Below are 20838 nucleotides of genomic sequence, written 5' to 3' on the forward strand. Positions count from 1 at the left end.
ATGGGGGCGATGAGCAGCACGGCCACCGCCTCCGACGGAGCCGCCGCAGCGCGGCCCGCCGCCTCGTGGTGGCGCCTCGCCCGGTGGGCGCTGGTGGTGCTGCTCCTGGGCGTGGTGGTGGTGGAGCTGGTGGCCGGTCGCCGCGACGTGCTCCGCGCGCTCCGCGCGGTGAGCGACCCGGTCTGGTGGGCGCTGGGCCTGGCCGCGGTGGTCGACCTGGCGTCGATGGTCGCCTACGCGGTGATGCAGCGGCGGCTCCTGCTCGGCGCGGGGGTGCCCCGGCGGTCGGCCCGCGGCTGGCCCACCACCTCGCTGGCCTTCGAGGCCCACTCGCTGAGCATCTCCCTGCCCGGCGGTCCGGTGTTCTCCACCGCGCACAACTTCTCCCGGATGACCGCCCTGGGCGCTCCCCGGCCGACCGCCACCTGGGTCATCGCGGTCAGCGGGGTGCTGTCGTCGGCGGCGCTGGCCCTGCTCGGCGCGGCCGGCGGCGTGTGGACCGGCGCACGCGGCGACCTGGGGCACGTGCTGGCGGCGGCCGGGGTGTTCGTCGTCGTCGTGGTGGCGGCGCGGGTGCTGGGCGCCCACCGCGCGTGGACCTCGACGCTCCACGACGTCACCACCGCCGGGCTGGCCCGCCTGTCGGGCCGCCGCCCGCGCACGGGCGCCGCGCTGCACCGGGTGCACGAGGGCCTGCACGGCCTCGCGGCCGTGCGGGTCCGCCCCACCACCTGGGTGTGGGCGGGGGCGGGCGCGGTGGCCAACTGGGTGCTCGACGCGACGGCGCTGTGGCTGTGCTGCACGGCCGCCGGCCTGGACGGCCTGCGTCCCGAGCACGTGCTGCTCGCCTACACGGCGGCGATGGCCGCGGCGTCGTTCCCGCTGGTGCCCGCGGGCCTGGGCGTGGTGGACGCGGCCCTCACCGTCGGCCTGGTCGCGGCGGGGGCGACGCCTGGCGAGGCCCTTGCCGCCGACGTCCTCTACCGGGCGGTGAGCCTGGGCCTGGTCGGAGGCGCCGGCTGGGTGCTGTGGGGGCTGCACCGGCGGCGCCGCCAGGCCTAGCCTGGCCGCCATGACCGCCACGGCCGACCCCCGCACGTCCACCGGCACCTCCCGCGAGCCGCTCGAGCAGGTCCGCCGGCTCGTCACCGAGGTCCCCGGTCCGCGCTCGAGGGCTCTGCAGGAGCGCCGCCTCGCGGCGGTGAGCAAGGGCGTCGGCTCGACCCTGCCGGTGTTCGTGGAGCGCGCCGAGGGTGCCGTGCTGCTCGACGCGGACGGCAACCAGCTCGTCGACCTGGGCGCGGGCATCGCCGTGGTCAACGTGGGCCACGCCCAGCCGCGCGTGGTGGAGCGCGTGCAGGCGCAGGTCGCCGACTTCACCCACACCTGCTTCATGGTCACCCCGTACGAGGAGTACGTGGCGGTGTGCGAGGCGCTGGTGCGGCTGGCCCCGATCGAGGGTCCCGCCAAGGCCGCGCTGTTCAACACCGGCTCCGAGGCGGTCGAGAACGCCGTCAAGATCGCCCGGCACGCCACCGGGCGCGACGCCGTCGTCGTCTTCGACCACGCCTACCACGGCCGCACCAACCTCACGATGGCCATGACCGCCAAGGCCATGCCCTACAAGAAGGGCTTCGGCCCCTTCGCCGGCGAGGTCTACCGCGCCCCGATGAGCTACCCCTTCCGCGACCCCCAGGGCATGACCGGTGAGCAGGCTGCGGCCCGCGCCATCTCCGTCATCGAGGCGCAGGTCGGCGCAGACCAGGTCGCCTGCGTCGTCATCGAGCCCGTCCAGGGCGAGGGCGGGTTCGTGGAGCCGGCCCCCGGGTTCCTGCCCGCACTGGCCGCGTGGTGCCGCCAGAACGGCGCGCTGTTCGTCGCCGACGAGGTGCAGACGGGGTTCGCGCGCACCGGTGACGTCTTCGCCTGCGAGCGCGAGGGCGTCCGTCCCGACCTCATGACCATCGCCAAGGGCGTCGCCGGGGGGCTGCCGCTGGCCGCGGTGGTCGGCCGGGCCGACGCGATGGACGCGGTGCACTCCGGCGGCCTGGGCGGCACCTACGGCGGCAACCCCGTCGCCTGCGCCGCGGCGCTGGGCGCGCTGGAGGCGATGGCCGACCTCGACCTGGTCGGCGCGGCCCGCGCCATCGAGGAGCGGATGGTCGCGCGCCTGCGCGCGCTGCAGGACCAGCGGCCCGGTATCGGCGACGTGCGCGGCCGCGGGGCGATGCTGGCGATCGAGGTGGTGAAGACCGAGGGCGGCGCCGCCACGATCCAGCCCGACGCCGCGGGCGCCGCCGCGATCAGCGCCGCCTGCCACGCCGCCGGCGTGGTCACGCTCACCTGCGGCACGTACGGCAACGTGCTGCGCTTCCTGCCGCCGCTGACCATCGAGCCGGCGCTCCTGGACGACGCCCTGGACGTGCTCGAGACGGCGGTGCTGACGGCCCTCGCCGGCTGACCGCTGGCGGCCGGGGCCGCGCGGGTCCAGGCTGCCGGGCGTGACGTTCGACCCCGGCGGCAGGATCGACCCCGGCCGCGCCTCGCGCGGCGGCGGAGGGCGGCGCGGTGTCGCCGTGGGCGGAGGCCTCGGCGGCCTGCTCATCCTCCTCGTGGGCGCCTACTTCGGCCTGGACCTGTCCGGCGTGGTGGGAGGGCAGCAGGCGAGCTCGGGCGGCGGCAGCCAGCAGGCGCAGGCCGTCGACGGGCGCCAGGCGTTCCCCGAGTGCACGTCGGGGCAGGCGGCCAACGAGGACGTCGACTGCCGCGTCATCGCCACCGCCGAGTCGCTCGACGCCGTGTGGGGCCAGCTGCTGCCCGGTGAGTACCGCGAGCCCGAGCTGGTCCTCTTCACGGGCGCGGTGGGCACGGCCTGCGGGGACGCCACGAGCGAGGTCGGGCCGTTCTACTGCCCGGGAGACCGGACGGCGTACTTCGACACCGCGTTCTTCCAGGAGCTCACCGACAGGTTCGGCGCGAGCAGCGGACCGCTCGCGCAGGAGTACGTCGTGGCGCACGAGTTCGGGCACGCCGTCCAGGACCAGCAGGGCCTGCTCGCCGCCGTCCAGGGCGACCGCGCCGGTGCGGAGTCCGCGGCCGTGCGCAGCGAGCTCCAGGCCGACTGCTTCGCCGGGGTGTGGGCGCACCACGCGACGAGCACTCCGGACCCGGACACCGGCCGGCCACTGCTGCAGCCGCTCACGCCGACCGACGTCTCCGACGCGCTGTCGGCGGCGGCGTCCGTCGGCGACGACAGGATCCAGGAGACCGCCACCGGCCGCACCGACCCCGAGACGTACACGCACGGCACGGCCGAGCAGCGGCAGCGGTGGTTCTCGACCGGCTACGACTCGGGCGACCCCGCGGCCTGCGACACGAGCTCGGCCCAGCTCTAGCGAGCGGCGCCGCGCGCGGCCGGGGTCACGCGCGCAGCAGCGGCGCGGCTCCCGCCCGCCTCAGGGGCACGGCGAGCGCGGCCACCCGCAGGGCCGGGTCGAGCGCCTCCCACACCCCGTCGAGGAGGTCCGCGAGGGAGGCCGCCGGCGCCGCCGCGTCCACCGGGGCGGCGGTCGAGCGCACGTCCTGCACGCCGCCGTCGTAGGTGGTCATCACGACGGCGGTGCCGGCGCCGAGGGCACCGACCGACCACAGCAGCCTGTCGGTGCCGTCGCCGCCCCGGGCGCTCCGCTTGGCGACGCCGAGCACGCCGTCGGCGTCGTCGTCGTCGTCGCAGACCACCCAGATGCGGGAGGTGCAGATCGGCGGGTCGGGCTCGTAGCTGTGCGCCGCCCAGGCCACGTGCACCGGCTGTCCCGCGTCGAGGGCCTCGGCGATCGGGACGACCTGGTCTCCGTTGCCGACCACGAGGCGGCTCCCCCGGCGGGCGACGGCCACGTAGTGGCGCAGGGCGTCGTGGGGACCGGCCGAGGTGTCCTCCACGGCGACGTCACCGCCGTCCAGGACGCGCAGCGCCCGGGCGCGCGAGCCCTCGCTGCGACCGGTGAGGAAGTACACGACCCCCAGCTCGCCGTCCGCCGTGCGCGCCAGGAGCAGCCCGCGCCCGGGGTAGGGGCGGGCGACGAGGACGGCGCCGACGGTCGGGAGCGCGTTCTGCGCTGCGGTCTCCACGACGCCCCAGGCTACGGCTGCGGCGTGCCGGTCGGCGCGAAGCCCGGCGCCGTCTTGCCCAGCCACGCCAGGGCCTGCGGCATCTGCGCGGCCCACACGTCGCTGCGGTGGCCGCCGGTCTTGGCGATGAGCGAGGTCACCGACATCGGCGCCTTGGCCGCCGCGAGGAAGGCCTTGGTCGTGGGCCAGCTCTCGGGGTCGTCCTGGCTGGAGGCCACGAAGAGCGACACCGCGGGCGGGTTCTTGGCGGCCACGGCGACGAGGTCGTGCGCCTGCGCCTCGGGGCTGTTCTTGGGGAAGGGGACGTAGCCGCTGCCCGGCTCGTAGCGGAAGTAGCCGCCCATGACGATGCCCGCGCCGTACTGCTGCGGGTGGAGCATCGTCAGCTCGGCGGCGCACCAGCCGCCCATGGAGAAGCCCATGGCCGCCCACGCCTGCGGGCTGGTGCGAGCGCGGTAGCTCGCCTCGACCGCCTTCGGCAGGTCGCTGCTGAGCCAGGTCTCCACCTGGGGCTGCCCCTGCGGACCGTTGAGGCACTCGTTGTCGCGGCCGGCGGGGATGCCGAGGTCGGGGATGACGACGATCGGGTCGGCCATCTGGCCCGACTTGACCGCCACCTCCACGGCGGGGCGCACGTCCAGGGCGGTGAGCCACTGCTTGGGGCTGCCCGGGTAGCCGTGCAGGGCCACGACGACGGGGTAGGTGGTGGAGGCCTGGGACGGGTCGTCGTACCCCCGCGGGAGGACCACGAGCGCGGTGCTCGTGACGCCGGACGCTCCGGTGACGGTCAGCTGCTGGACCCGGTCCCCGTAGCCGTCGACAGGGGTGCCGCGCGGTCCGGTGGGCTTGGTGGTGCCGGCGAGCAGGGCGTTGGCCTGCGCCTTCGTCTCGGTGCCGCGGCTGGCCCCCTTGGTGCTCACGACCGCGTCGGCGTTGGCCCCGACCAGGTCGTTCCAGCCGCTGTAGAAGGCGAAGTGGTCGTTCGCGGAGATCAGCATCGCGAAGACGACGAGCGCGTTGACGCCCAGGAGCGCCGCACCGCGGGCCACCACCGCCACGGCCCCGCGACGCGCCAGACGGCCCCAGAGGAGGACGACGACGACGAACGCCGCCGCTGCGGCGATGATGCTGCCGAACTGCAGCAAGGACCCTGTGAGGCTCACACGACCATCCTCGTGAGCGGGCTGTGAGGACGCTGGATCTTCAGCGGAGATCCGCTGGGAGGCGGTCGGGCGCACGGCCCGCTCCCACCAGCTCGGGCACGGCGTGCGACGCCGAGGGCGCCCCGAGGCCCACCCGCACCGCGAAGGCGCCCAGCGCCCTCAGCAGCGCCACCGCCTGAGGGCGCCACAGCGACGCCTCGCGCTCCAGCCCTCCGAGGCGAGGCGGCTGGGGCAGCAGCGCCAGGAAGCGCCGGCTGCCCGGCACCCGGCGGCGCAGCACCAGCGCGTCACCCACGGGTGCTCCCGCGGTGTCCGTCCAGCCGAGCACGAGGGGCGACCACGCCGGGTCGGCCCGGGCCCACCCGGGCAGGGCGGGTTCCCGTTCGAGCACGCTGACGCGCAACGGGCTCACGACCCCCTCGGGCCGTGGTCCGCTGCCGCCTCCGGGGAGCACGTCGACCACGACCACGACCCTGCCCCGCCCAGCCGGACCGACGCGACCGCCCCCAGGAGGGTCCCGGGCGCCCCGGGGGTCATCCCCTGGTCGGACCGGACTCCTCGGGAGTGCTGGTCAGTGCTCCACGAGCTGCTTGGCGAGGTGGATGCTGTGCGGGGAGTCGGCGTAGTGGCCGTACGGCGCGGTCGGCTCGTACCCGGCGCTGCGGTACAGCGCCACGGCCTCGGGCTGCATCTGCCCGGTCTCCAGCACGACCCGGCGGTGCCCCAGGGCGCGGGCCCGGTCCTCGACGGCCGCCAGCAGTCGCCGTGCGTGACCGCGCCGCCGGTGCGCGGCGCGGACGTACATGCGCTTGAGCTCGACGTCGCCGTCGCCGTGGTCGCGCAGACCGGCCGTGCCCACGGGCTCGCCGTCGAGGAGCGCCACGAGGAAGGCCCCACCGGGCGGGGCGAACTCGGCGGGGCTCAGGGGGGTGTCGTCGGGGCCGCCGTAGCGCTGGACGTACTCGGCCTGCACCTCGTTGACGAGCTCCTGCACGAGCGGGCTGTCGTAGGCGGCTTCCACCAGCACCAGGCGCGTCCCGCCCTCAGCGCCCCGGTCCTCCAGCTGCGTCACGGCGCCAGGGTGCCAGGCGGCCCCTCTCACGGTAGACACGTGGTCCACCTGGAGAACACCGGGACGCCAGACCCTCACCTCTCGGAGGAACCCCGTGGGCAAGAAGTCGCTCCTCATCGGCGCTGCGATCGGCTACGTGCTGGGCGCCCGGGCGGGCCGCGAGCGCTACGACCAGATCGCCTCGGCGGTCTCGCGCCTCTGGAACGACCCGAAGGTGAAGTCGAAGGTCGACCAGGCCCAGACCACCGCCGTCGACACCGCGAAGAGCGCCGCGGCCAGCGCCAAGGACGCCGCGGCGAACAGCTCCACCGTCCAGGCGGTCAAGGACAAGCTCCCCGGCTCGGGCAGCGCCGGCAGCTCGGGCACGAGCAGCACCAGCGCCACCACCTCGACGAGCGGGACCGCGACCACCGGCGCCGGTGCGACGGGCACCTCCCAGCCGGGGTCGACCACTCCCCTCACGCCGACCACCGGCAGCAACGCCGGCGGGCGCCCCTGACACCAGCCCGGCGGGGCGCCTCACAGGTGGCGCAGGTAGCGGCGGGGGTCGTCCATGAACGCCCGCCAGTGCGCCACCAGCGGGAGGGCGTCCCAGGGGACGTCGGTCAGCCCGTCGTCGTCGACCAGCAGCACCCGGGCGCCCGGCAGGGCGGCCAGCAGCGGTGAGTGGGTCGCCACCAGCACCTGGGCGGTGCCGGTGGCGACCAGGTCGGCCAGCTGCGCGAGCAGGGCGAGCTGGCTGGTGAACGACAGCGCACTCTCGGGCTCGTCGAAGCAGTAGAGCCCGGGACCGAGGTAGCGCCGCGTCCCGAGCAGGGTGTTGAAGGCCTCGCCGTGGCTCATCTCGTGGAAGTCGGCAGGGTCGTCGCGGCTCCCGACGATCGTGTCGAAGACCTGGTGCATCGTCTCGGCGCGCAGGAAGAACCCCCAGCGACCCGCCCCGTACCCCCGGCGGACGCGCAGCGCCCTGCCCACGGGATCGGGGTCGTCGTCGGTGAGCATGCCGCGGGTGTTCGCGGAGCCGCCTCGGCTGTCCAGGCCGTACGCCCACGCGATCCCCTCGAGCACCGTCGACTTGCCCGCGCCGTTCTCCCCCACGAGGACGGTGGCCGGCCCGAGGTCGAGCCCGTCGCCCACGAGCTGGGCGACGGCGGGCACGGTCATCGGCCACGACCCGGGCAGCAGCGGCGCGGCGTCGGGGTTCCGCTCCACGCGCACCACCGGGAGGCCCCACCGAGACCTGTCCAGCACCCCCTGCCCCCGTGGCGAGGTCAGGAGGACGACGACGGCGTCGGGGTGCGCTCCTGCATCCCCCAGGGGCTGGCGTAGCCGTCCTCGGCGGCGAGCAGGTCCAGGAACGGCCGGTGCGGCAGCGCCTCCGGGCCGAGCACACCGGCGCCGGACCAGCGGCCGTCGGCCAGCAGCTCGAGGGCGACGGCTGGGTTCACCGCGGTCTGCCAGACCACGCACTGCGCGCCGAACTCCTCCATGGACCAGGCGTTGTCGACCACGTGGTGCAGGTAGACCTCGCGGGGCCGCCCCGCGAAGCCCTCGCCCTTGCCGGTGCCCGTGACGAGCAGCCCGGCGCAGGTGGCTCCCCTCATGAGAGGACCGAGGGTGGCGGGGTCGGGCAGGGAGGCGGCCACCACGTCGCGCGGGCTGACCTCGACGCCCTTGACGGTGATCGGCTCGGTGCGGTCCAGGCCCAGCTTGCGCAGGGTCTTCAGCACCCCGATGAACTCCTCCCCCAGCCCGTACTTGAAGGTGACGCGGTCGGCCTGGAGCCAGCGGGGCATGAGGAGGACCTCCTCGTGCTCGACGTGCACGCACTCCACGGGCCCGATGGCGCCGGGGAAGTCGAAGACCTCCGGCTCGCTGAAGGGGGGCAGGGTGCTCCACGCGCCGTCGTCCCACACCACGGGCGGGTTGAGGCACTCCTCGATGGTGGTCCAGATCGAGAAGGACGGCGCGAACTCGTACCCGTCCACGGTGAGGTTGGCGCCGTCGCGCACCCCGAGCTCCGTGACGGTCTCGAAGAGCTCCTCGCAGGCGTAGCGGGCGAAGACGTCGGCCAGCCCGGGCTCCACGCCGATGCCGACCAGCGCCAGGCGGCCGGCGTCCTCCCACTGCGGCGCGAGGGCGAACTGCTCGTCGCCCAGCTTCACGCCGGTCTTCGCGTACGGCTCGGTGGGGTGCGGCTTCGAGAGCGACATCGCCATGTCGAGGTAGTCCGCCCCCGCGGCCAGCGCCCCGGTGAAGATCGGCATGACGAAGCGGGGGTCGACGGCGTTCATGACGTGCGTGGCGCCGACCTCGCGGGCCAGGGCCTCCACGGAGGCGGCGTCGGAGGCGTCGACGCGGGCGGCGCTGAAGGCCCGTACGCCGGCGTCGCCCTCGCGGTGGCGGACCGCCTCGACGGTGCGCTGCGCGCGGGCGAGGTCGTAGTCGGCCACGACGACGGCGTCGGCGAAGGGCCGGGTGCGGAAGCGACGAGCCAGGATGCGTGACAGCGCGTCGCCCACACCACCGGAGCCCACCAGCAGGATCTTCATCGGCGGAGGCTAGCGCGGTCGGGGTTGCCCCGCGCCTGTCGCTGGCAGCCGATCGGGGCCATGATGCGGCCTCCAGGGTGCTGACAGGCGCCGTGCAGGGTTCGACGAGGAGGCCGGTGTGGCGTCGGAGGTCAGCGCAGAGGCGCAGGCGAGCGGGAGCACGAGCCAGGGCAAGGGGCTCGCCACGGGCACCCTCGGCCTGTGGGGCAACACCGTCATCGGCCTGGCCTCGACCGCCCCGGCGTACGGCCTGGCGGCCACGCTCGGCTACCTGGGCGTGGGTGAGAAGGCGCCGGCGATGTTCATCGTCGCCTTCATCCCCATGGTGCTCACCGCCATCGCCTACCAGCAGCTCAACCGGGCCGTGCCCGACTGCGGCACCACCTTCACCTGGGCCACCAAGGCGTTCGGCCCCGTCGTCGGCTGGATGGGCGGCTGGGGCGTGGCCGTCTCGGCGATCATCGTGCTGGCCAACGTCGCGGAGATCGCGGCGATCTACACGCTGCGGGTGGTCGGGCTGGACGGCCTCGCCGACAGCCAGTGGGGGCGCATGGTGTTCGCCGTGGCCTTCATCGCGGTGATGACCTACGTCAGCTACCGCGGCATCCTCCTCTCCGAGCGCATGCAGAACGTGCTGGTGGCCTGGCAGTTCCTCTTCCTCGTGGTGCTGGCCGCCTGGGCGCTCGTGGCCGTCTACAGCGGCTCCGCGGGGCCCCAGGCCGTGCGCCCCGAGGTCGGCTGGTTCATCCCCACGGGGATCGGCTTCAGCGACGCCGTGGCCGCGATCGTGCTGTGCATCTTCCTGTACTGGGGCTGGGACGCCTGCCTGGCCGTCAACGAGGAGAGCAAGGACCCCGACCGCATCCCCGGCCGCGCCGCGACGCTCGCGACGATCATCCTCGTGGTGACCTTCACCGCCGTCGCCACGGCCATCCAGGCCTACAGCGGCTTTGGGACCACCGGGATCGGGCTGAACAACCCCGAGAACGCCGACGACACCATCACGGTGCTGGGCGACCCGCTGGGCGGCCCCGTCCTCGCCGTCCTGCTGATGATCACGATCGCGGTGTCGGCGGCCGCCTCCACGCAGTCGACCATCCTCCCCACGGCGCGCGGCACGCTCGCCATGGCGGTCTACAAGGCGCTGCCGCCCCAGTTCGGCACGGTGCACCCGCGGTTCAAGACGCCCAGCTTCTCGACGACGGTGATGGGCGCGACGGCCGTCGGCTTCTACGTGCTGCTCTCGCTGATCAGCACCAACGCCCTGGCCGACTCCATCGCGAGCCTCGGCCTGGCGGTGGCGTTCTACTACGGCATCACGAGCTTCGCGTGCGTGTGGTTCTTCCGCGGCACGCTGCGGCAGTCGGCGGCGCACCTGTGGCTGCGCGGAGTCCTGCCGTTCCTCGGCGGCGTCTTCATGCTCGTGATCTTCGGCTACAGCGTCGTCGACATGGCCAGGCGCGACTACGGCGAGACGGTCATCGGCGGCGTCGGCGGCGTCTTCGTGCTGGGCGTCGGCATGCTCGCGCTCGGGGTGCCGCTGATGCTCCTGTGCGCCATCCGCCTGCGAGCGTTCTTCCGAGGGGAGACCCTCAACGCGCGCACCGAGGTGCTGGTGCCCGACACGGGGGCGCCGCCGGTCGCCGGCCTCTGACCTCGAGCCCCGGGGCGACGGTTTCCGCAGCGATCTCTGAGGATCGCCACGGAAACCGTCGCCCCTTCTTGTCTCCGCCACCGATCAGGTGCATCCTCGGGAGGCATGAGCACCCGCTCCAGCCCCCTCCTCGACGAGACCTCCAAGCGCATCGTCGAGCACCTGCAGGCGGACGGCCGCCGCTCCTACGCGGCCATCGCCGCCGACGTGGGGCTCTCCGAGGCGGCCGTGCGCCAGCGCGTGGCTCGCCTCCTCGAGGCGGGCGTCATGCAGATCGTCGCCGTCACCGACCCCCTGCAGGTCGGCTTCCCGCGCCAGGCGATGGTCGGCGTCCGCTGCTCCGGTGACACCACCGAGGTGGCGGCCGCCCTGGCCGAGCTGTCGGAGGTCACCTACGTCGTGGTGACGGCGGGCACCTTCGACGTGCTCCTCGAGGTGGTCTGCGAGGACGACGACCGCCTGCTCGACCTGCTCTCGCGGCGCATCCGCGCCGTCCCGGGCGTCACCTCCACCGAGACGCTCGTCTACCTCAAGCTCATCAAGCAGCGCTACGACTGGGGAACCCGATGACGACGACTCCGCTCGACCGCACGCCCACCACCGCCTCAGCGGGCACCACGCCCGCGGGGACCCCGCGGGCCCAGGCCGCGCGAGACCACCTGTGGGGCCACTTCACCCGGCAGTCCGCCTGGGAGAAGAGCGTCCCGGTGATCACCCGCGGCGAGGGCTGCTGGATCTACGACGACGCCGGCAAGCGCTACTTCGACGGGCTGGCGGGCCTGTTCACCGTGCAGGCCGGCCACGGGCGGCGCGAGCTGGCCGAGGCCGCCGCCAAGCAGGCGGGCGAGCTCGCGTTCTTCCCGCTGTGGTCCTACGCCACGCCGCCCGCCATCGACCTGGCGGAGCGACTGGCCGCGCACACCCCCGGCGACCTCGACCGGGTCTTCTTCACCACCGGTGGCGGCGAGGCGGTGGAGACCGCCTGGAAGCTGGCCAAGAACCACTTCAAGCTGGTCGGCAAGCCGATGAAGACCAAGGTCATCAGCCGGTCCGTGGCCTACCACGGCACCCCGCAGGGGGCCCTGGCCATCACGGGCATCCCCGCGGCCAAGGCCGTCTTCGAGCCGCTGGTGCCGGGCGGGTTCCGGGTGCCGAACACCAACTCCTACCGCGCGCCCGAGCACCTGCGGGACGACCCGGAGGCCTTCGGCCGGTGGGCCGCCGACCGCGTCGAGGAGGCCATCGAGTTCGAGGGCCCCGAGACCGTCGCGGCGGTCTTCCTCGAGCCGGTGCAGAACTCCGGCGGGTGCTTCCCGCCGCCGCCGGGCTACTTCCAGCGGGTGCGGGAGATCTGCGACCGCCACGACGTGCTGCTCGTCTCCGACGAGGTGATCTGCGCGTTCGGGCGGATCGGGTCGATGTTCGCCTGCACCGACCTCGGCTACACCCCCGACATCATCACGTGCGCCAAGGGCATGACCAGCGGCTACTCCCCCATCGGCGCGTGCATCGCCTCCGAGCGCGTCTACGAGCCGTTCAAGCACGGCACGACGTCGTTCGCCCACGGGTACACCTTCGGTGGACACCCGGTCTCGGCGGCGGTGGCGATGGCCAACCTCGACATCTTCGAGCGGGAGGGGCTCAACGACCACGTGCACCGGAACGCACCGGCGTTCCGGGCGACGCTGGAGAAGCTGCTCGACCTGCCCATCGTCGGCGACGTGCGCGGCGAGGGCTTCTTCTACGGGATCGAGCTGGTCAAGGACAAGGCCACGCGGGAGACGTTCTCCGGAGACGAGGCCGAACGGCTGCTGCGCGGGTTCCTCTCGGGGGCACTGTTCGAGGCGGGGCTGTACTGCCGCGCCGACGACCGCGGCGACCCGGTGATCCAGCTCTCCCCGCCGCTCATCGCGGACCAGTCCGACTTCGACCTCATCGAGGCGACGCTTCGCGACGTCCTCACCCGCGCCTGGGCGCTCCTCTGACGGAGGACCTGCTCCGGCTGGGTGGCCGGCTGCCCGTGACCACGGGCCGTCGGCCACCCTGGTCGGCGTGGACCTGACCCCTGCGGCCCTGGCCTTCGTCACCGAGCGCCGCCTCGCGACCCTCACCACCCACCGCCCCGACGGCACAGCGCACGTGGTGCCGGTGGGCTTCACGTGGGACGCCGAGGCGGGCGTCGCCCGCGTCACCGCCCGGAGCACCTCCCGCAAGGTGCGCAACGCCCGGCTCGCCGAGACCACCGGCGGCCGGGCGGTGCTGTGCTCCTTCGAGAGGGCGCAGTGGATCACCCTCGAGGGACCGGTGCGGGTCCGGGAGGAGCCGGAGGTCGTCGCTGACGCGGTCGCCCGCTACGCCGTCCGCTACGAGCGCACGCCCCGGGAGGACCCGCTGCGCGTGGTCGTCGAGATCACCGTCGACCGGGTCATGAGCTCCTCCCACCTGCGCTGAGGCGCTGCGCCCTCCGCCGGCCGCGCAGGACGGCCACCGCGACCACCACGACGCCGAGCACGGCGCCGATGACGAGGCCCTTGGCCATGCCCCCGGAGAACCCGTCCGTCGAGCCCTGCACCCTGACGACACCGGCGCAGAAGGCGACGCCGAGCACGAGCCACGCGACGACGCGTCCGCGCAGCGGCTTCACGCCGCGGGTGTCCGCACCGAGGATGCCTCGGGCCCTCGCGTACCCCAGGACCACCCACGACGCCAGACCGGGCGCCACGAACAGCAGCAGCGCGTACGGCACGGCGGGCGCCCCACCGACCCACACGGACACCACCGCGACGACGGGCAGCAGCCACAGCAGCAGCTGGAAGCCGACGGCGCTGGCCTCGTTCCAGACGTCGCGCTGGTGCTCGTCGTCGTAGAACGGGCTCCCGAGGTCACCCACCCGCCCGGCCGCCCGGACGAACCACCCGTCACGCACCCGCTCGCTCACCGCTGCTCCCCTCCTGCTGCCGCGCTCGCGGCTCCTGCCGCCTCGGGCTGCTGCCCGAACAGCTCCTCGACGCTCCGGCCCAGCCGGGCCGAGATGGCCAGCGCCAGGTAGACCGACGGGGCGTAGTCGCCCGCCTCGACGGCGACGACCGTCTGCCGCGTCACCCCTGCTGCCGCCGCGAGGTCGGCCTGGGTGAGCCCCAGCACCGCTCGCGCTGCGCGGACCCCGTTGCTCCGGCCCCTCGCTGATGCCCTACCCACACCTCTAATGTCGGGTAAACCCGACACTGTGTCAAGTAGATGCGACAAGAAGTCGAGGGAACCCGACACCCTTCCCCGTGTCGCCCTCTCCCGGCACACTGCTGCCGTGGCCATCCCGCTGCCCGACCTCGTCGTTCCCGACACCACCGCGTGGGCCGCGTGGCTCGCCGAGAACGCCGAGACGTCCACCGGCGTGCGGCTCGCGCTGGCCAAGGGCGGCGCCACCGAGCCCACCTCGCTCCTGTACGAGCAGGCGGTGCTCGAGGCGCTGTGCCACGGCTGGATCGACGGGCAGGTGAGCAAGCGCGACGACGCCAGCTACGCGATCCGCATGACGCCGCGCCGCCCGCGCTCGAACTGGTCGGCGGTGAACGTCCAGCGGGTCGCCGCGCTCGAGGCGGCCGGACGGATGCGCCCGTGCGGGCTCGCGGAGGTGGCCGCCGCCCGCGCCGACGGCCGCTGGGAGCGCGCCTACGCCGGGTCGGCCACCATCGAGCCGCCGCCCGAGCTGGCGCAGGCGCTCGCCGCCGACCCGGCCGCCGCCGCCGTGTGGGAGGCGATGTCGCGAGGCGACCGCTACCCGTGGCTGTACCGGATGCACACCGTCAAGCGCCCCGAGACGCGGGCTCGGCACGTGGCGGCGCTCCTGGAGCAGCTGCGGTCAGCGCGTCCCTGAGCGCTGGCGCGCCCTCACGACCGCCCGCACCACGAGGACGACGACGACGAGCGCCAGCGCGGTGAGCGCCGCTGCGCCCCACGCCGACCCCGTGGCCGCCGACAGCGCCGCGGTCCACGCCGCCCACCCGACCGTCGCGTAGATCGTCGCGTGCAGGGCGCACCCGACCAGCATCGCCGCGGTGTACCTGCCGTAGGGCATCCGCAGCAGCCCGGCGGCTCCGTTGACGGCCGTCTTGGTGCCGGTGGCCAGGAAGGAAGCCGGCACCGCGAGCAGGCCCCACCGCTCCACGGCCCGCGTGCCCCTCCCGGAGGAGACCCGGCGCAGCCAGCCGCCGGCGAGGACCACCCAGCGAGGACGCTCCTTCCGCGTCTCCCGCCCGCCGGTCGGCTCGCCGACCGACCAGGTGGCCACGAGGCGGGCCAGCCAGTAGGTCGCCTGGGTGCGCACCGCCGCCACCGCGAAGAAGAAGGCGAACAGCGCCCAGAACGGCGCGCCGTCGGTCCAGGCCGGCACGCCGTCGACGCTACCCGCCGCCGTGCTGGTCGGCTGCCGGTCGGCTGCCGGTCGGTCGGAGGCCCGGCTCCCGAGGCTGGTCGAGCGCTCGCGGGCCGGGCGTCCGGCAGCGGTCCGGCACAATCCCGGGGTGCTCCGCACCGACGACCCGCAGGCCGGACGGGCGCTGCTCTTCGCCGCTTGCGGCCCCGGGGCACCGCCGCCGGGGCGGACGGTGGTCGCGCACCACCTCGACGAGGTGGTGCCCGCCCTCAAGGAGGTGCAGGCGGCCGTGGCGGCGGGGAGCTGGGCCGTGGGCTTCGTCGCCTACGAGGCGGCCCCCGCCCTCGACCCCGCGCTGGTCACCCGCCCCGCCGACCCCCGGCTGCCGCTGGTCTGGTTCGCGCTGGTGGACGAGCCCACCGCGGTGCCCGTGGTCGCCGCCGGCCCTCCCGACGGGGCGGCGCGCTGGTCGGCGGGGCCCTGGGAGCCGGACACCTCTTCCGCGGAGCACGCCGCCGCGGTGGCGGGGGTCCGCGAGCGCATCGCCCGCGGCGAGACCTACCAGGTGAACCTCACGCTGCGCCTGCGGGCGCCGTTCGCCGGCGACGCGGCGGCGCTGTACGCCGACCTCGTGCACGCCCAGCGGGGCGACCACGGGGCGCTGCTCGACCTGCGCGCGTGGGGTGAGGACGTCGTGGTCGCCAGTGCGAGCCCGGAGGCGTTCTTCGCCGTCCACGACGCGGCGGACCGCCGGCGGGTGGTCACCCGGCCGATGAAGGGGACGGCCCCCCGGGGCAGGTCGGCCGCGGAGGACGCGCTGGCGCTCGGGAGGCTGGCCGCGAGCGCGAAGGAGCGCGCGGAGAACGTCATGATCGTGGACCTGCTCCGCAACGACCTGCACCGCGTCTGCGAGCCGGGGTCGGTGGAGGTCACCGAGCTGCTGGCCGCCCAGACCTACCCCACGGTGCACCAGGTGGTCTCCACGGTGGAGGGGCGGCTGCGGGAGGGCACCTCGACGCTGGAGCTGTTCCGGGCGCTGTTCCCGTGCGGGTCGGTGACGGGCGCCCCCAAGGCGTCGACCATGCAGGCCGTCGCGGAGCTCGAGCGCTCGCCGCGCGGGGTGTACTGCGGGGCCGTCGGGTGGCTGGCGCCGCCGGGCGAGCCGGTGACCGCGCGCTTCTCGGTGGCCATCCGCACCGCGGTGGTGACCAGCGGCCCGGGGGGCGCTGAGGTCGCCTACGGCAGCGGCAGCGGCGTCACGTGGGGCTCGCGGGCCGGCGCGGAGCACCGCGAGGTGGTCGCGAAGGCCGCGGTGCTGGGGCACCGGGAGCAGCCCCACGGCCTGCTGGAGACCCTCGCCCACCGCCCGGGTCTCGGCCTGGTGGACGTGGACCGCCACCTGCACCGGCTGCGCTCGTCCGCGGCGTTCTGCGGGATCCCGCTCGACGCGGCGGCCGCGCGCGCCGCGCTCGACGACGCCGTGGCCCGGGCCCGGGCCCGCGTCGGCGGGCCGGGCGGGGACGGCGCCGCTGCGACCGCGTCGCTGCGCGTGCGCCTGGAGCTCTCCGCGGACGGTGCGCTGTCGGCGACGGCCGTCCCGCTGCCGCCCTCGGCGTCGTCCCCCGCGCGGCTGGTGGTGGACGGGGTGCCGCGCGTGCGCAGCGGCGACTGGTGGCCCCGGCACAAGACCACCCGCAGGGGGTGGATCGACGCGCTGCGGGCCGACCACCGCGTGGGTGGGGACGGTGGCCCCGACGAGGTGGTGTGGACCAACGAGCGCGGTGAGGTGTGCGAGGCGAGCACCGCCAACCTCGCGGTGCGCCTCGACGGGCGCTGGTGGACCCCGCCGGTGGAGTGCGGCGTGCTGCCCGGCGTGCTGCGGGAGCGGCTGCTGGAGTCGGCGCAGCTGGAGCTGCGGGTGCTCCACCCCGACGACCTGCGGCGCGCCGAGCGGCTCGCGGTGCTCAGCTCGCTGCGCGGGTGGCGTCCCGCCGTGCTGGCCTGAGCACCGCCGCCCCGGCCGCCAGCCCGGCCCTGCTCGTCAGCGCTTCGTGGCCGAGGCCTTCACCGACTTCTTGACGGGCTTCTTCGCGGGCTTCTTGGACGCCTTCGCCGGAGCCTTCGAGCTGCTCCCGGGGGCGGGCGCCTTCGCCGCCGGGGGCTTGGCGGCGGGCGGGGCGGCGGCCGGGGCCTTCGTGGTGGCCGGGTTCCACGGGCCCACGGGCGCCGTTCCGGGCACCACCGAGAGGCGTCCGTCGGCGGCGCGGACCAGGGTGCCGATGCTCAGGCGGCGGGGCTGGCGGATCGCCTCGCCCCTGCGGTCCTCGCCGAGGAAGTAGGTGGCGGAGGCGATCCGCAGGTTCCCCGCGGCGTCGAGGAAGGCCGCCGAGCCGCCGGGGCCCTGGGCGGTGCCGCTGCTGGACAGCAGCGGCTTCTCGTCGGGACGGGCGCACGGCCCGGTCGGGCCCTGCGGGCAGATGGCGTAGCCGGTGGCGTAGGCGCTGCGCCCGGCGGCGTCGGTGGTGCCCCAGAAGTTGGCCGAGTAGAACAGGTACGTGGTGCCGCCGTAGCTGACCATGGAGGGGTTCTCGATGGTCGTGCCCTCCCAGCCGCCCTCGTGTGTGGTGAGCAGGGTGGTCCAGGAAGCCCCGGGCCGCGGCTTCCCGTCAGCGCCCAGCTCCACCGACATCAGCGCGCTCGGGTGGCTGCCGACCTTCCCCAGCGCCTTCCACAGCAGGTAGTCCTTGCCGGTGGCGGGGTCGTGGTACGCGGCCGGGTCGATGGAGCCGTCGGGGTCGCTGGCCACCGGCTGGCACTGGACGGGGCCGGTGGAGTCGTCGCGGAACGGGCCGAGCGGGCCCGGGCCGGTGGCCACGGTGAGGCAGAAGCGCGTCGCGCCCACGCGCACCGCGGAGTACAGGAACCAGGTGTCGCCGATCTGGAACGCCGTCGGCGCCCAGTACTCGCTGCGGACCCACGGGCCGTCAGAGGTCTTCAGGCCCCACGAGGCGGGCTTCACGAGCACGTCGTTGTTGTTGTGCTTGTCCCAGTCCGACCAGCTCTGCGCGCGGAACTCCGCGGGGATCGCGGTGTCGGCGGCCACGGAGTAGCCGGGCTTCCCGGGCGGACCGGACTGGCTGTACGTGGGCCTCGCTCGCCAGGTGACGAGGTCGGTGCTGGTCAGCGCGGGCACGTAGCGGCCGGCGGTGTTGGTGGCGTACGCGTAGTACGTGTCGCCGACCCGCACCACGGAGGGGTCGGCGAAGTCGCCCTGCCAGACCTCCCCCGGCACGGTCCAGTTGTTCTTGATGGCGGGGGCGCTGGTCTCCGTGCCGTCCACGGCGGCGGCCGTGGTCACGGGCACCGCGACGAGCGCGGCCACCAGACCGGCGAGCGCAGCCGTCGCGACGGCGCGCAGGCGGGGACGGCGGGAGCGGGAGGGGCGGGCCACGCAGAGGTGGTCGGCACCTGCGCGCCGTCACCGCAGGGGTGGGGGGCCGTCCGGGTGAGCCCGGGTTGAGGACCGCGGGGTCCGCTCCACCCGTTCGGAGCAGCGCTCAGACGGTGACGGAGGCCGCCATGACCTCGACGGCCCTGTCGATGAACGCGTCGACCTGGTGCTCGGCGTAGCCCTGCTCACCGCGGCGGGTGGTGAAGACGGCGCGGCGCAGGTCGTCGTGCCCCAGGCCGTGCTCCCCGGAGAGCCACTCCCCGATGCGGTCGCACAGGTCGTCGACCTCGGTGGGGTCGTAGCCGGGCTGGCCGTGCTCGGCCCGGTCGAACCTGTCGCCCTCGGGGCGGTCGAGGCGGGGACGCAGGGTGGCGGCCCGGGCGGCCAGCTCGGCGTGGGCGCGGTCCGCACCGAGGCGACCGCGCACCACCTCCTGCTCGCGGCGCAGGAAGGCGTCCTCCATGCGGTCCAGGGCGGCGTCGACCATCTGCACGTCGTAGCCGCGGCGCACGAGGTCGAAGCCGACCTCGCGCACGTCGCGGCTGCTGACGCCGCCGCGCGGCCCGCCCGTCTCGTAGGAGACGCGTGCCCGGGCGAAGAACTCCTCCACCTGCTCCACGGCGTAGCCGCGGCGGAAACCGGTGGTGCGCTCGAACGTCGGCCCCGGGGTCACTCCAGCATGGTGCCCCAGCCGTCCCACGGGGCGCAGGAGAACACGCCCGTCAGCGGGTGCGCTGCACCCGCGGCTCGTCCCACACGGGCTCGGAGGTCTCGCGGGCTGTGCCGTCGGCGCCCAGCACGAGGAACCTGTCGAACCCGCGGGCGAACCACCGGTCGTGGGTCACGGCGACCACCGTCCCCTCGAACCGCTCCAGCGCGGCCTCGAGCGCCTCGGCAGACTCCAGGTCGAGGTTGTCGGTGGGCTCGTCGAGGAGCAGCAGGGTGGCTCCTGACAGCTCCAGCAGCAGCACCCCGAACCGCGCCCGCTGCCCGCCGGAGAGGGTGTCCGCGCGCTGCTCGGCGGCCCTGGCGAGCCCGTAGCGGTCCAGCGCGCGGGTCGCGGGTTCGCGCGGCAGCCCCTGCCGGTGGCCGTCGCCGCGGTGCAGCACCTCCAGCAGGGTCTTGCCGGCGTGCGGGTCGGCGCTGGTGGCGGCCTGTCCGTGCAGGGCGGAGGACTGCCGGAACCACCCCGGACGCACCCGGGAGCCGAGCTTCGCCGTCCCCGTGTGCTCCACGGGCGCGGGGGGAGGGCCGTCGCCGACGGGCTCGTGCTCAGCCTCGGGGTGGGTGCCCCCGCCGGCGAGCAGCCGCAGCAGGTGGCTCTTGCCCGAGCCGTTGGACCCGAGGACGGCGAGCCGGTCGCCCAGCTGCAGCTCCAGGTCGAACGGGGCGACGAGACCGGTCAGGCCCAGCTGCGTGCACGTGACGGCGCGCTTCGCGGTCCTGCCGCCGTGCAGCCGCATGCCGAGGCGCTGGGCCACGGGCGCCGCCTCCGGAGGGCCGGCGTCCTCGAAGCGGGCCAGGCGGGTCTGCGCGGCCTGGTAGCGGCTGGACATGCCGTCGTTGAAGGTCGCCTTCTGCTTGAGGGTGACCACCAGCTGCTTGAGGGCGGCGTGGTCCTCGTCCCAGCGGCGGCGCAGCTCCTCCAGGCGGGCGGCGCGGTCGGCGCGGGCGTCGGCGTACCCGGCGAAGCCGCCGCCGTGCACCCACAGCCGTGCACCGGCGGCGCTGGGCTCGAGGGTGGCCACGCGGGTGGCGGTGCGGGCCAGCAGCTCGCGGTCGTGGCTGATGAGCAGGACCGTGCGGCCGCTGGCCACGAGCGCCTCCTCCAGCCAGCGCTTGCCGGGGACGTCGAGGGCGTTGTCGGGCTCGTCCAGCAGGAGCACGCCGTCGGTGAGAGCACTGTCCCGGAGCACCGATTCGAGCAGGAGGCGCTTGCGCTCACCACCGGACAGGGTGGCCACGTCGCGCCAGCGGGCTCGCTCCCACGGCACGCCGAGCGCGGCGTCGCAGACGACGTCCCAGGCGACCTCCGCCTCGTAACCGCCCGCGTCGCCCCAGGTGGAGATGGCGGTGGCGTAGCGCATCTGGGTGGGCTCGTCGTCGTGCTCCATCATGGCCAGCTCGGCGGCGTCGAGCTCGGCCGCTGCGGCGCGCAGAGCCGGGGGCGCCACGGACAGCAGCAGGTCGCGCAGCTCGACGGCGCCCGCCCCGGCGGACTGCTGCATCACCTGCAGGTCTCCGGAGCGGATGACAGCGCCAGCGGTGGGCGTCAGCTCTCCGGTGATGATGCGCAGCAGCGTGGTCTTGCCGGTGCCGTTCGGGCCGACGAGGGCGGTGCGCTGACCGTCGCCCACGCGCAGGTCCACCTCCCGCAGGAGGGGACGGCCGTCCGGGAGGTCGTAGGAGATCCCGGAGACCTCGAGGTGCGCCACGGGCGTCGATC

The 20838-nt window shown here is 74.9% G+C and carries 22 protein-coding genes; 10 read left to right on the forward strand and 12 right to left on the reverse strand.

Annotation, left to right across the window (positions count from 1 at the left end; translation table 11 throughout):
* Positions 1 to 9 precede the first annotated feature (9 nt).
* The 3 genes from FMM08_RS13515 to ypfJ are packed head-to-tail and all read left to right on the forward strand — an operon-like array spanning position 10 to position 3395.
* A complete protein-coding gene (locus tag FMM08_RS13515; protein WP_187279747.1) occupies positions 10 to 1062 on the forward strand; it encodes a lysylphosphatidylglycerol synthase transmembrane domain-containing protein in 1053 nt (350 codons plus the stop codon).
* A gap of 10 nt (positions 1063 to 1072) precedes the next feature.
* Positions 1073 to 2461: a 4-aminobutyrate--2-oxoglutarate transaminase gene (gene gabT / locus FMM08_RS13520; protein WP_147926882.1), complete on the forward strand. Its 1389-nt coding sequence runs from the start codon at positions 1073 to 1075 to the stop codon at positions 2459 to 2461.
* A 40-nt stretch (positions 2462 to 2501) separates the two neighbouring features.
* Positions 2502 to 3395 (forward strand): KPN_02809 family neutral zinc metallopeptidase, encoded by an 894-nt coding sequence (gene ypfJ, locus FMM08_RS13525; RefSeq protein WP_147926883.1) that lies wholly within the window; start codon positions 2502 to 2504, stop codon positions 3393 to 3395.
* Between the two features lie 25 nt (positions 3396 to 3420).
* Here the strand turns inward: ypfJ and FMM08_RS13530 are convergent, their stop codons facing one another.
* The 4 genes from FMM08_RS13530 to FMM08_RS13545 all read right to left on the reverse strand — a co-directional run bounded on the left by FMM08_RS13530 (position 3421) and on the right by FMM08_RS13545 (position 6363).
* Positions 3421 to 4128 (reverse strand): IMP cyclohydrolase, encoded by a 708-nt coding sequence (locus FMM08_RS13530; protein WP_187279748.1) that lies wholly within the window; start codon positions 4126 to 4128, stop codon positions 3421 to 3423.
* Between the two features lie 11 nt (positions 4129 to 4139).
* Entirely contained in the window at positions 4140 to 5291 is a 1152-nt protein-coding gene (locus FMM08_RS13535) for an alpha/beta hydrolase (protein WP_147926885.1), read from the reverse strand.
* 40 nt (positions 5292 to 5331) lie between these two features.
* Positions 5332 to 5703: a hypothetical protein gene (locus FMM08_RS13540; protein WP_147926886.1), complete on the reverse strand. Its 372-nt coding sequence runs from the start codon at positions 5701 to 5703 to the stop codon at positions 5332 to 5334.
* A 159-nt stretch (positions 5704 to 5862) separates the two neighbouring features.
* Entirely contained in the window at positions 5863 to 6363 is a 501-nt protein-coding gene (locus tag FMM08_RS13545; RefSeq protein ID WP_255472375.1) for a GNAT family N-acetyltransferase, read from the reverse strand.
* Positions 6364 to 6457: 94 nt separating this feature from the next.
* Here FMM08_RS13545 and FMM08_RS13550 point away from each other — a divergent pair, with 94 nt between their 5' ends.
* Entirely contained in the window at positions 6458 to 6862 is a 405-nt protein-coding gene (locus tag FMM08_RS13550; RefSeq protein WP_147926888.1) for a hypothetical protein, read from the forward strand.
* Positions 6863 to 6882: 20 nt separating this feature from the next.
* On the opposite strand, the gene FMM08_RS13555 is transcribed toward FMM08_RS13550, so the two are convergent.
* Both FMM08_RS13555 and FMM08_RS13560 read right to left on the reverse strand, forming a co-directional pair.
* The gene (locus FMM08_RS13555; protein ID WP_255472377.1) at positions 6883 to 7614 is read right to left on the reverse strand and encodes an AAA family ATPase; all 732 of its coding nucleotides are present in this window, start codon (positions 7612 to 7614) and stop codon (positions 6883 to 6885) included.
* A 20-nt stretch (positions 7615 to 7634) separates the two neighbouring features.
* Complete coding sequence (locus tag FMM08_RS13560; protein ID WP_147926889.1) at positions 7635 to 8915, reverse strand: saccharopine dehydrogenase family protein; 1281 nt, start codon at positions 8913 to 8915, stop codon at positions 7635 to 7637.
* 118 nt (positions 8916 to 9033) lie between these two features.
* Between FMM08_RS13560 and FMM08_RS13565 the strand changes: the two genes are divergently transcribed.
* The 4 genes from FMM08_RS13565 to FMM08_RS13580 all read left to right on the forward strand — a co-directional run bounded on the left by FMM08_RS13565 (position 9034) and on the right by FMM08_RS13580 (position 13020).
* Positions 9034 to 10569, forward strand: coding sequence for an APC family permease (locus FMM08_RS13565; RefSeq protein WP_147926890.1), 1536 nt, complete (start codon positions 9034 to 9036; stop codon positions 10567 to 10569).
* Positions 10570 to 10674: 105 nt separating this feature from the next.
* Positions 10675 to 11139, forward strand: a complete 465-nt coding sequence (locus FMM08_RS13570) for an Lrp/AsnC family transcriptional regulator (RefSeq protein WP_147926891.1) — start codon at positions 10675 to 10677, stop codon at positions 11137 to 11139.
* Positions 11136 to 12554 carry an aspartate aminotransferase family protein gene (locus tag FMM08_RS13575; protein ID WP_147926892.1) on the forward strand — a complete coding sequence of 473 codons (1419 nt, stop codon included), beginning with the start codon at positions 11136 to 11138 and terminating at the stop codon, positions 12552 to 12554. The genes FMM08_RS13570 and FMM08_RS13575 overlap by 4 nt, the downstream gene beginning before the upstream one ends.
* Positions 12555 to 12612: 58 nt before the next feature.
* Entirely contained in the window at positions 12613 to 13020 is a 408-nt protein-coding gene (locus tag FMM08_RS13580) for a pyridoxamine 5'-phosphate oxidase family protein (RefSeq protein ID WP_147926893.1), read from the forward strand.
* Here FMM08_RS13580 and FMM08_RS13585 read toward each other — a convergent pair.
* Positions 12995 to 13507, reverse strand: a complete 513-nt coding sequence (locus tag FMM08_RS13585; RefSeq protein WP_147926894.1) for a DUF2029 domain-containing protein — start codon at positions 13505 to 13507, stop codon at positions 12995 to 12997. The genes FMM08_RS13580 and FMM08_RS13585 overlap by 26 nt on opposite strands.
* Positions 13504 to 13794 (reverse strand): helix-turn-helix transcriptional regulator, encoded by a 291-nt coding sequence (locus FMM08_RS13590; RefSeq protein ID WP_439653563.1) that lies wholly within the window; start codon positions 13792 to 13794, stop codon positions 13504 to 13506. Before FMM08_RS13590 ends, FMM08_RS13585 begins: the two co-directional genes overlap by 4 nt.
* A gap of 79 nt (positions 13795 to 13873) precedes the next feature.
* Between FMM08_RS13590 and FMM08_RS13595 the strand changes: the two genes are divergently transcribed.
* Positions 13874 to 14443, forward strand: coding sequence for a YdeI/OmpD-associated family protein (locus FMM08_RS13595; RefSeq protein ID WP_147926896.1), 570 nt, complete (start codon positions 13874 to 13876; stop codon positions 14441 to 14443).
* Here the strand turns inward: FMM08_RS13595 and FMM08_RS13600 are convergent.
* On the reverse strand, positions 14429 to 14959 hold the full coding sequence (locus tag FMM08_RS13600) for an SNARE-associated domain-containing protein (RefSeq protein WP_147926897.1): 531 nt from the start codon (positions 14957 to 14959) through the stop codon (positions 14429 to 14431). The genes FMM08_RS13595 and FMM08_RS13600 overlap by 15 nt on opposite strands.
* Positions 14960 to 15089: 130 nt before the next feature.
* On the opposite strand from FMM08_RS13600, the gene FMM08_RS13605 reads away from it, so the two are divergent.
* Positions 15090 to 16946 (forward strand): chorismate-binding protein, encoded by a 1857-nt coding sequence (locus FMM08_RS13605; protein ID WP_147926898.1) that lies wholly within the window; start codon positions 15090 to 15092, stop codon positions 16944 to 16946.
* Between the two features lie 36 nt (positions 16947 to 16982).
* Here FMM08_RS13605 and FMM08_RS13610 read toward each other — a convergent pair whose 3' ends face one another.
* The 3 genes from FMM08_RS13610 to FMM08_RS13620 all read right to left on the reverse strand — a co-directional run bounded on the left by FMM08_RS13610 (position 16983) and on the right by FMM08_RS13620 (position 20827).
* A complete protein-coding gene (locus tag FMM08_RS13610) occupies positions 16983 to 18392 on the reverse strand; it encodes a family 43 glycosylhydrolase (protein ID WP_147926899.1) in 1410 nt (469 codons plus the stop codon).
* 106 nt (positions 18393 to 18498) lie between these two features.
* Positions 18499 to 19065, reverse strand: coding sequence for a DivIVA domain-containing protein (locus FMM08_RS13615; RefSeq protein WP_147926900.1), 567 nt, complete (start codon positions 19063 to 19065; stop codon positions 18499 to 18501).
* Positions 19066 to 19114: 49 nt separating this feature from the next.
* Positions 19115 to 20827: an ATP-binding cassette domain-containing protein gene (locus tag FMM08_RS13620; RefSeq protein WP_147926901.1), complete on the reverse strand. Its 1713-nt coding sequence runs from the start codon at positions 20825 to 20827 to the stop codon at positions 19115 to 19117.
* Positions 20828 to 20838: the final 11 nt, after the last annotated feature.

Origin of the sequence: Quadrisphaera setariae, from assembly GCF_008041935.1 — a bacterium.
Classification (GTDB): Bacteria; Actinomycetota; Actinomycetes; order Actinomycetales; family Quadrisphaeraceae; genus Quadrisphaera; species Quadrisphaera setariae.

What these genes read in the sequence shown, in the direction of transcription:
- FMM08_RS13515 (WP_187279747.1), top strand. Translation starts at nt 10, where the DNA reads ATGAGCAGCACGGCCACCGCCTCCGACGGAGCCGCCGCAGCGCGGCCC.
- gabT (WP_147926882.1), top strand. Translation starts at nt 1,073, where the DNA reads ATGACCGCCACGGCCGACCCCCGCACGTCCACCGGCACCTCCCGCGAG.
- FMM08_RS13560 (WP_147926889.1), bottom strand. Translation starts at nt 8,915, where the DNA reads ATGAAGATCCTGCTGGTGGGCTCCGGTGGTGTGGGCGACGCGCTGTCA.
- FMM08_RS13570 (WP_147926891.1), top strand. Translation starts at nt 10,675, where the DNA reads ATGAGCACCCGCTCCAGCCCCCTCCTCGACGAGACCTCCAAGCGCATC.
- FMM08_RS13575 (WP_147926892.1), top strand. Translation starts at nt 11,136, where the DNA reads ATGACGACGACTCCGCTCGACCGCACGCCCACCACCGCCTCAGCGGGC.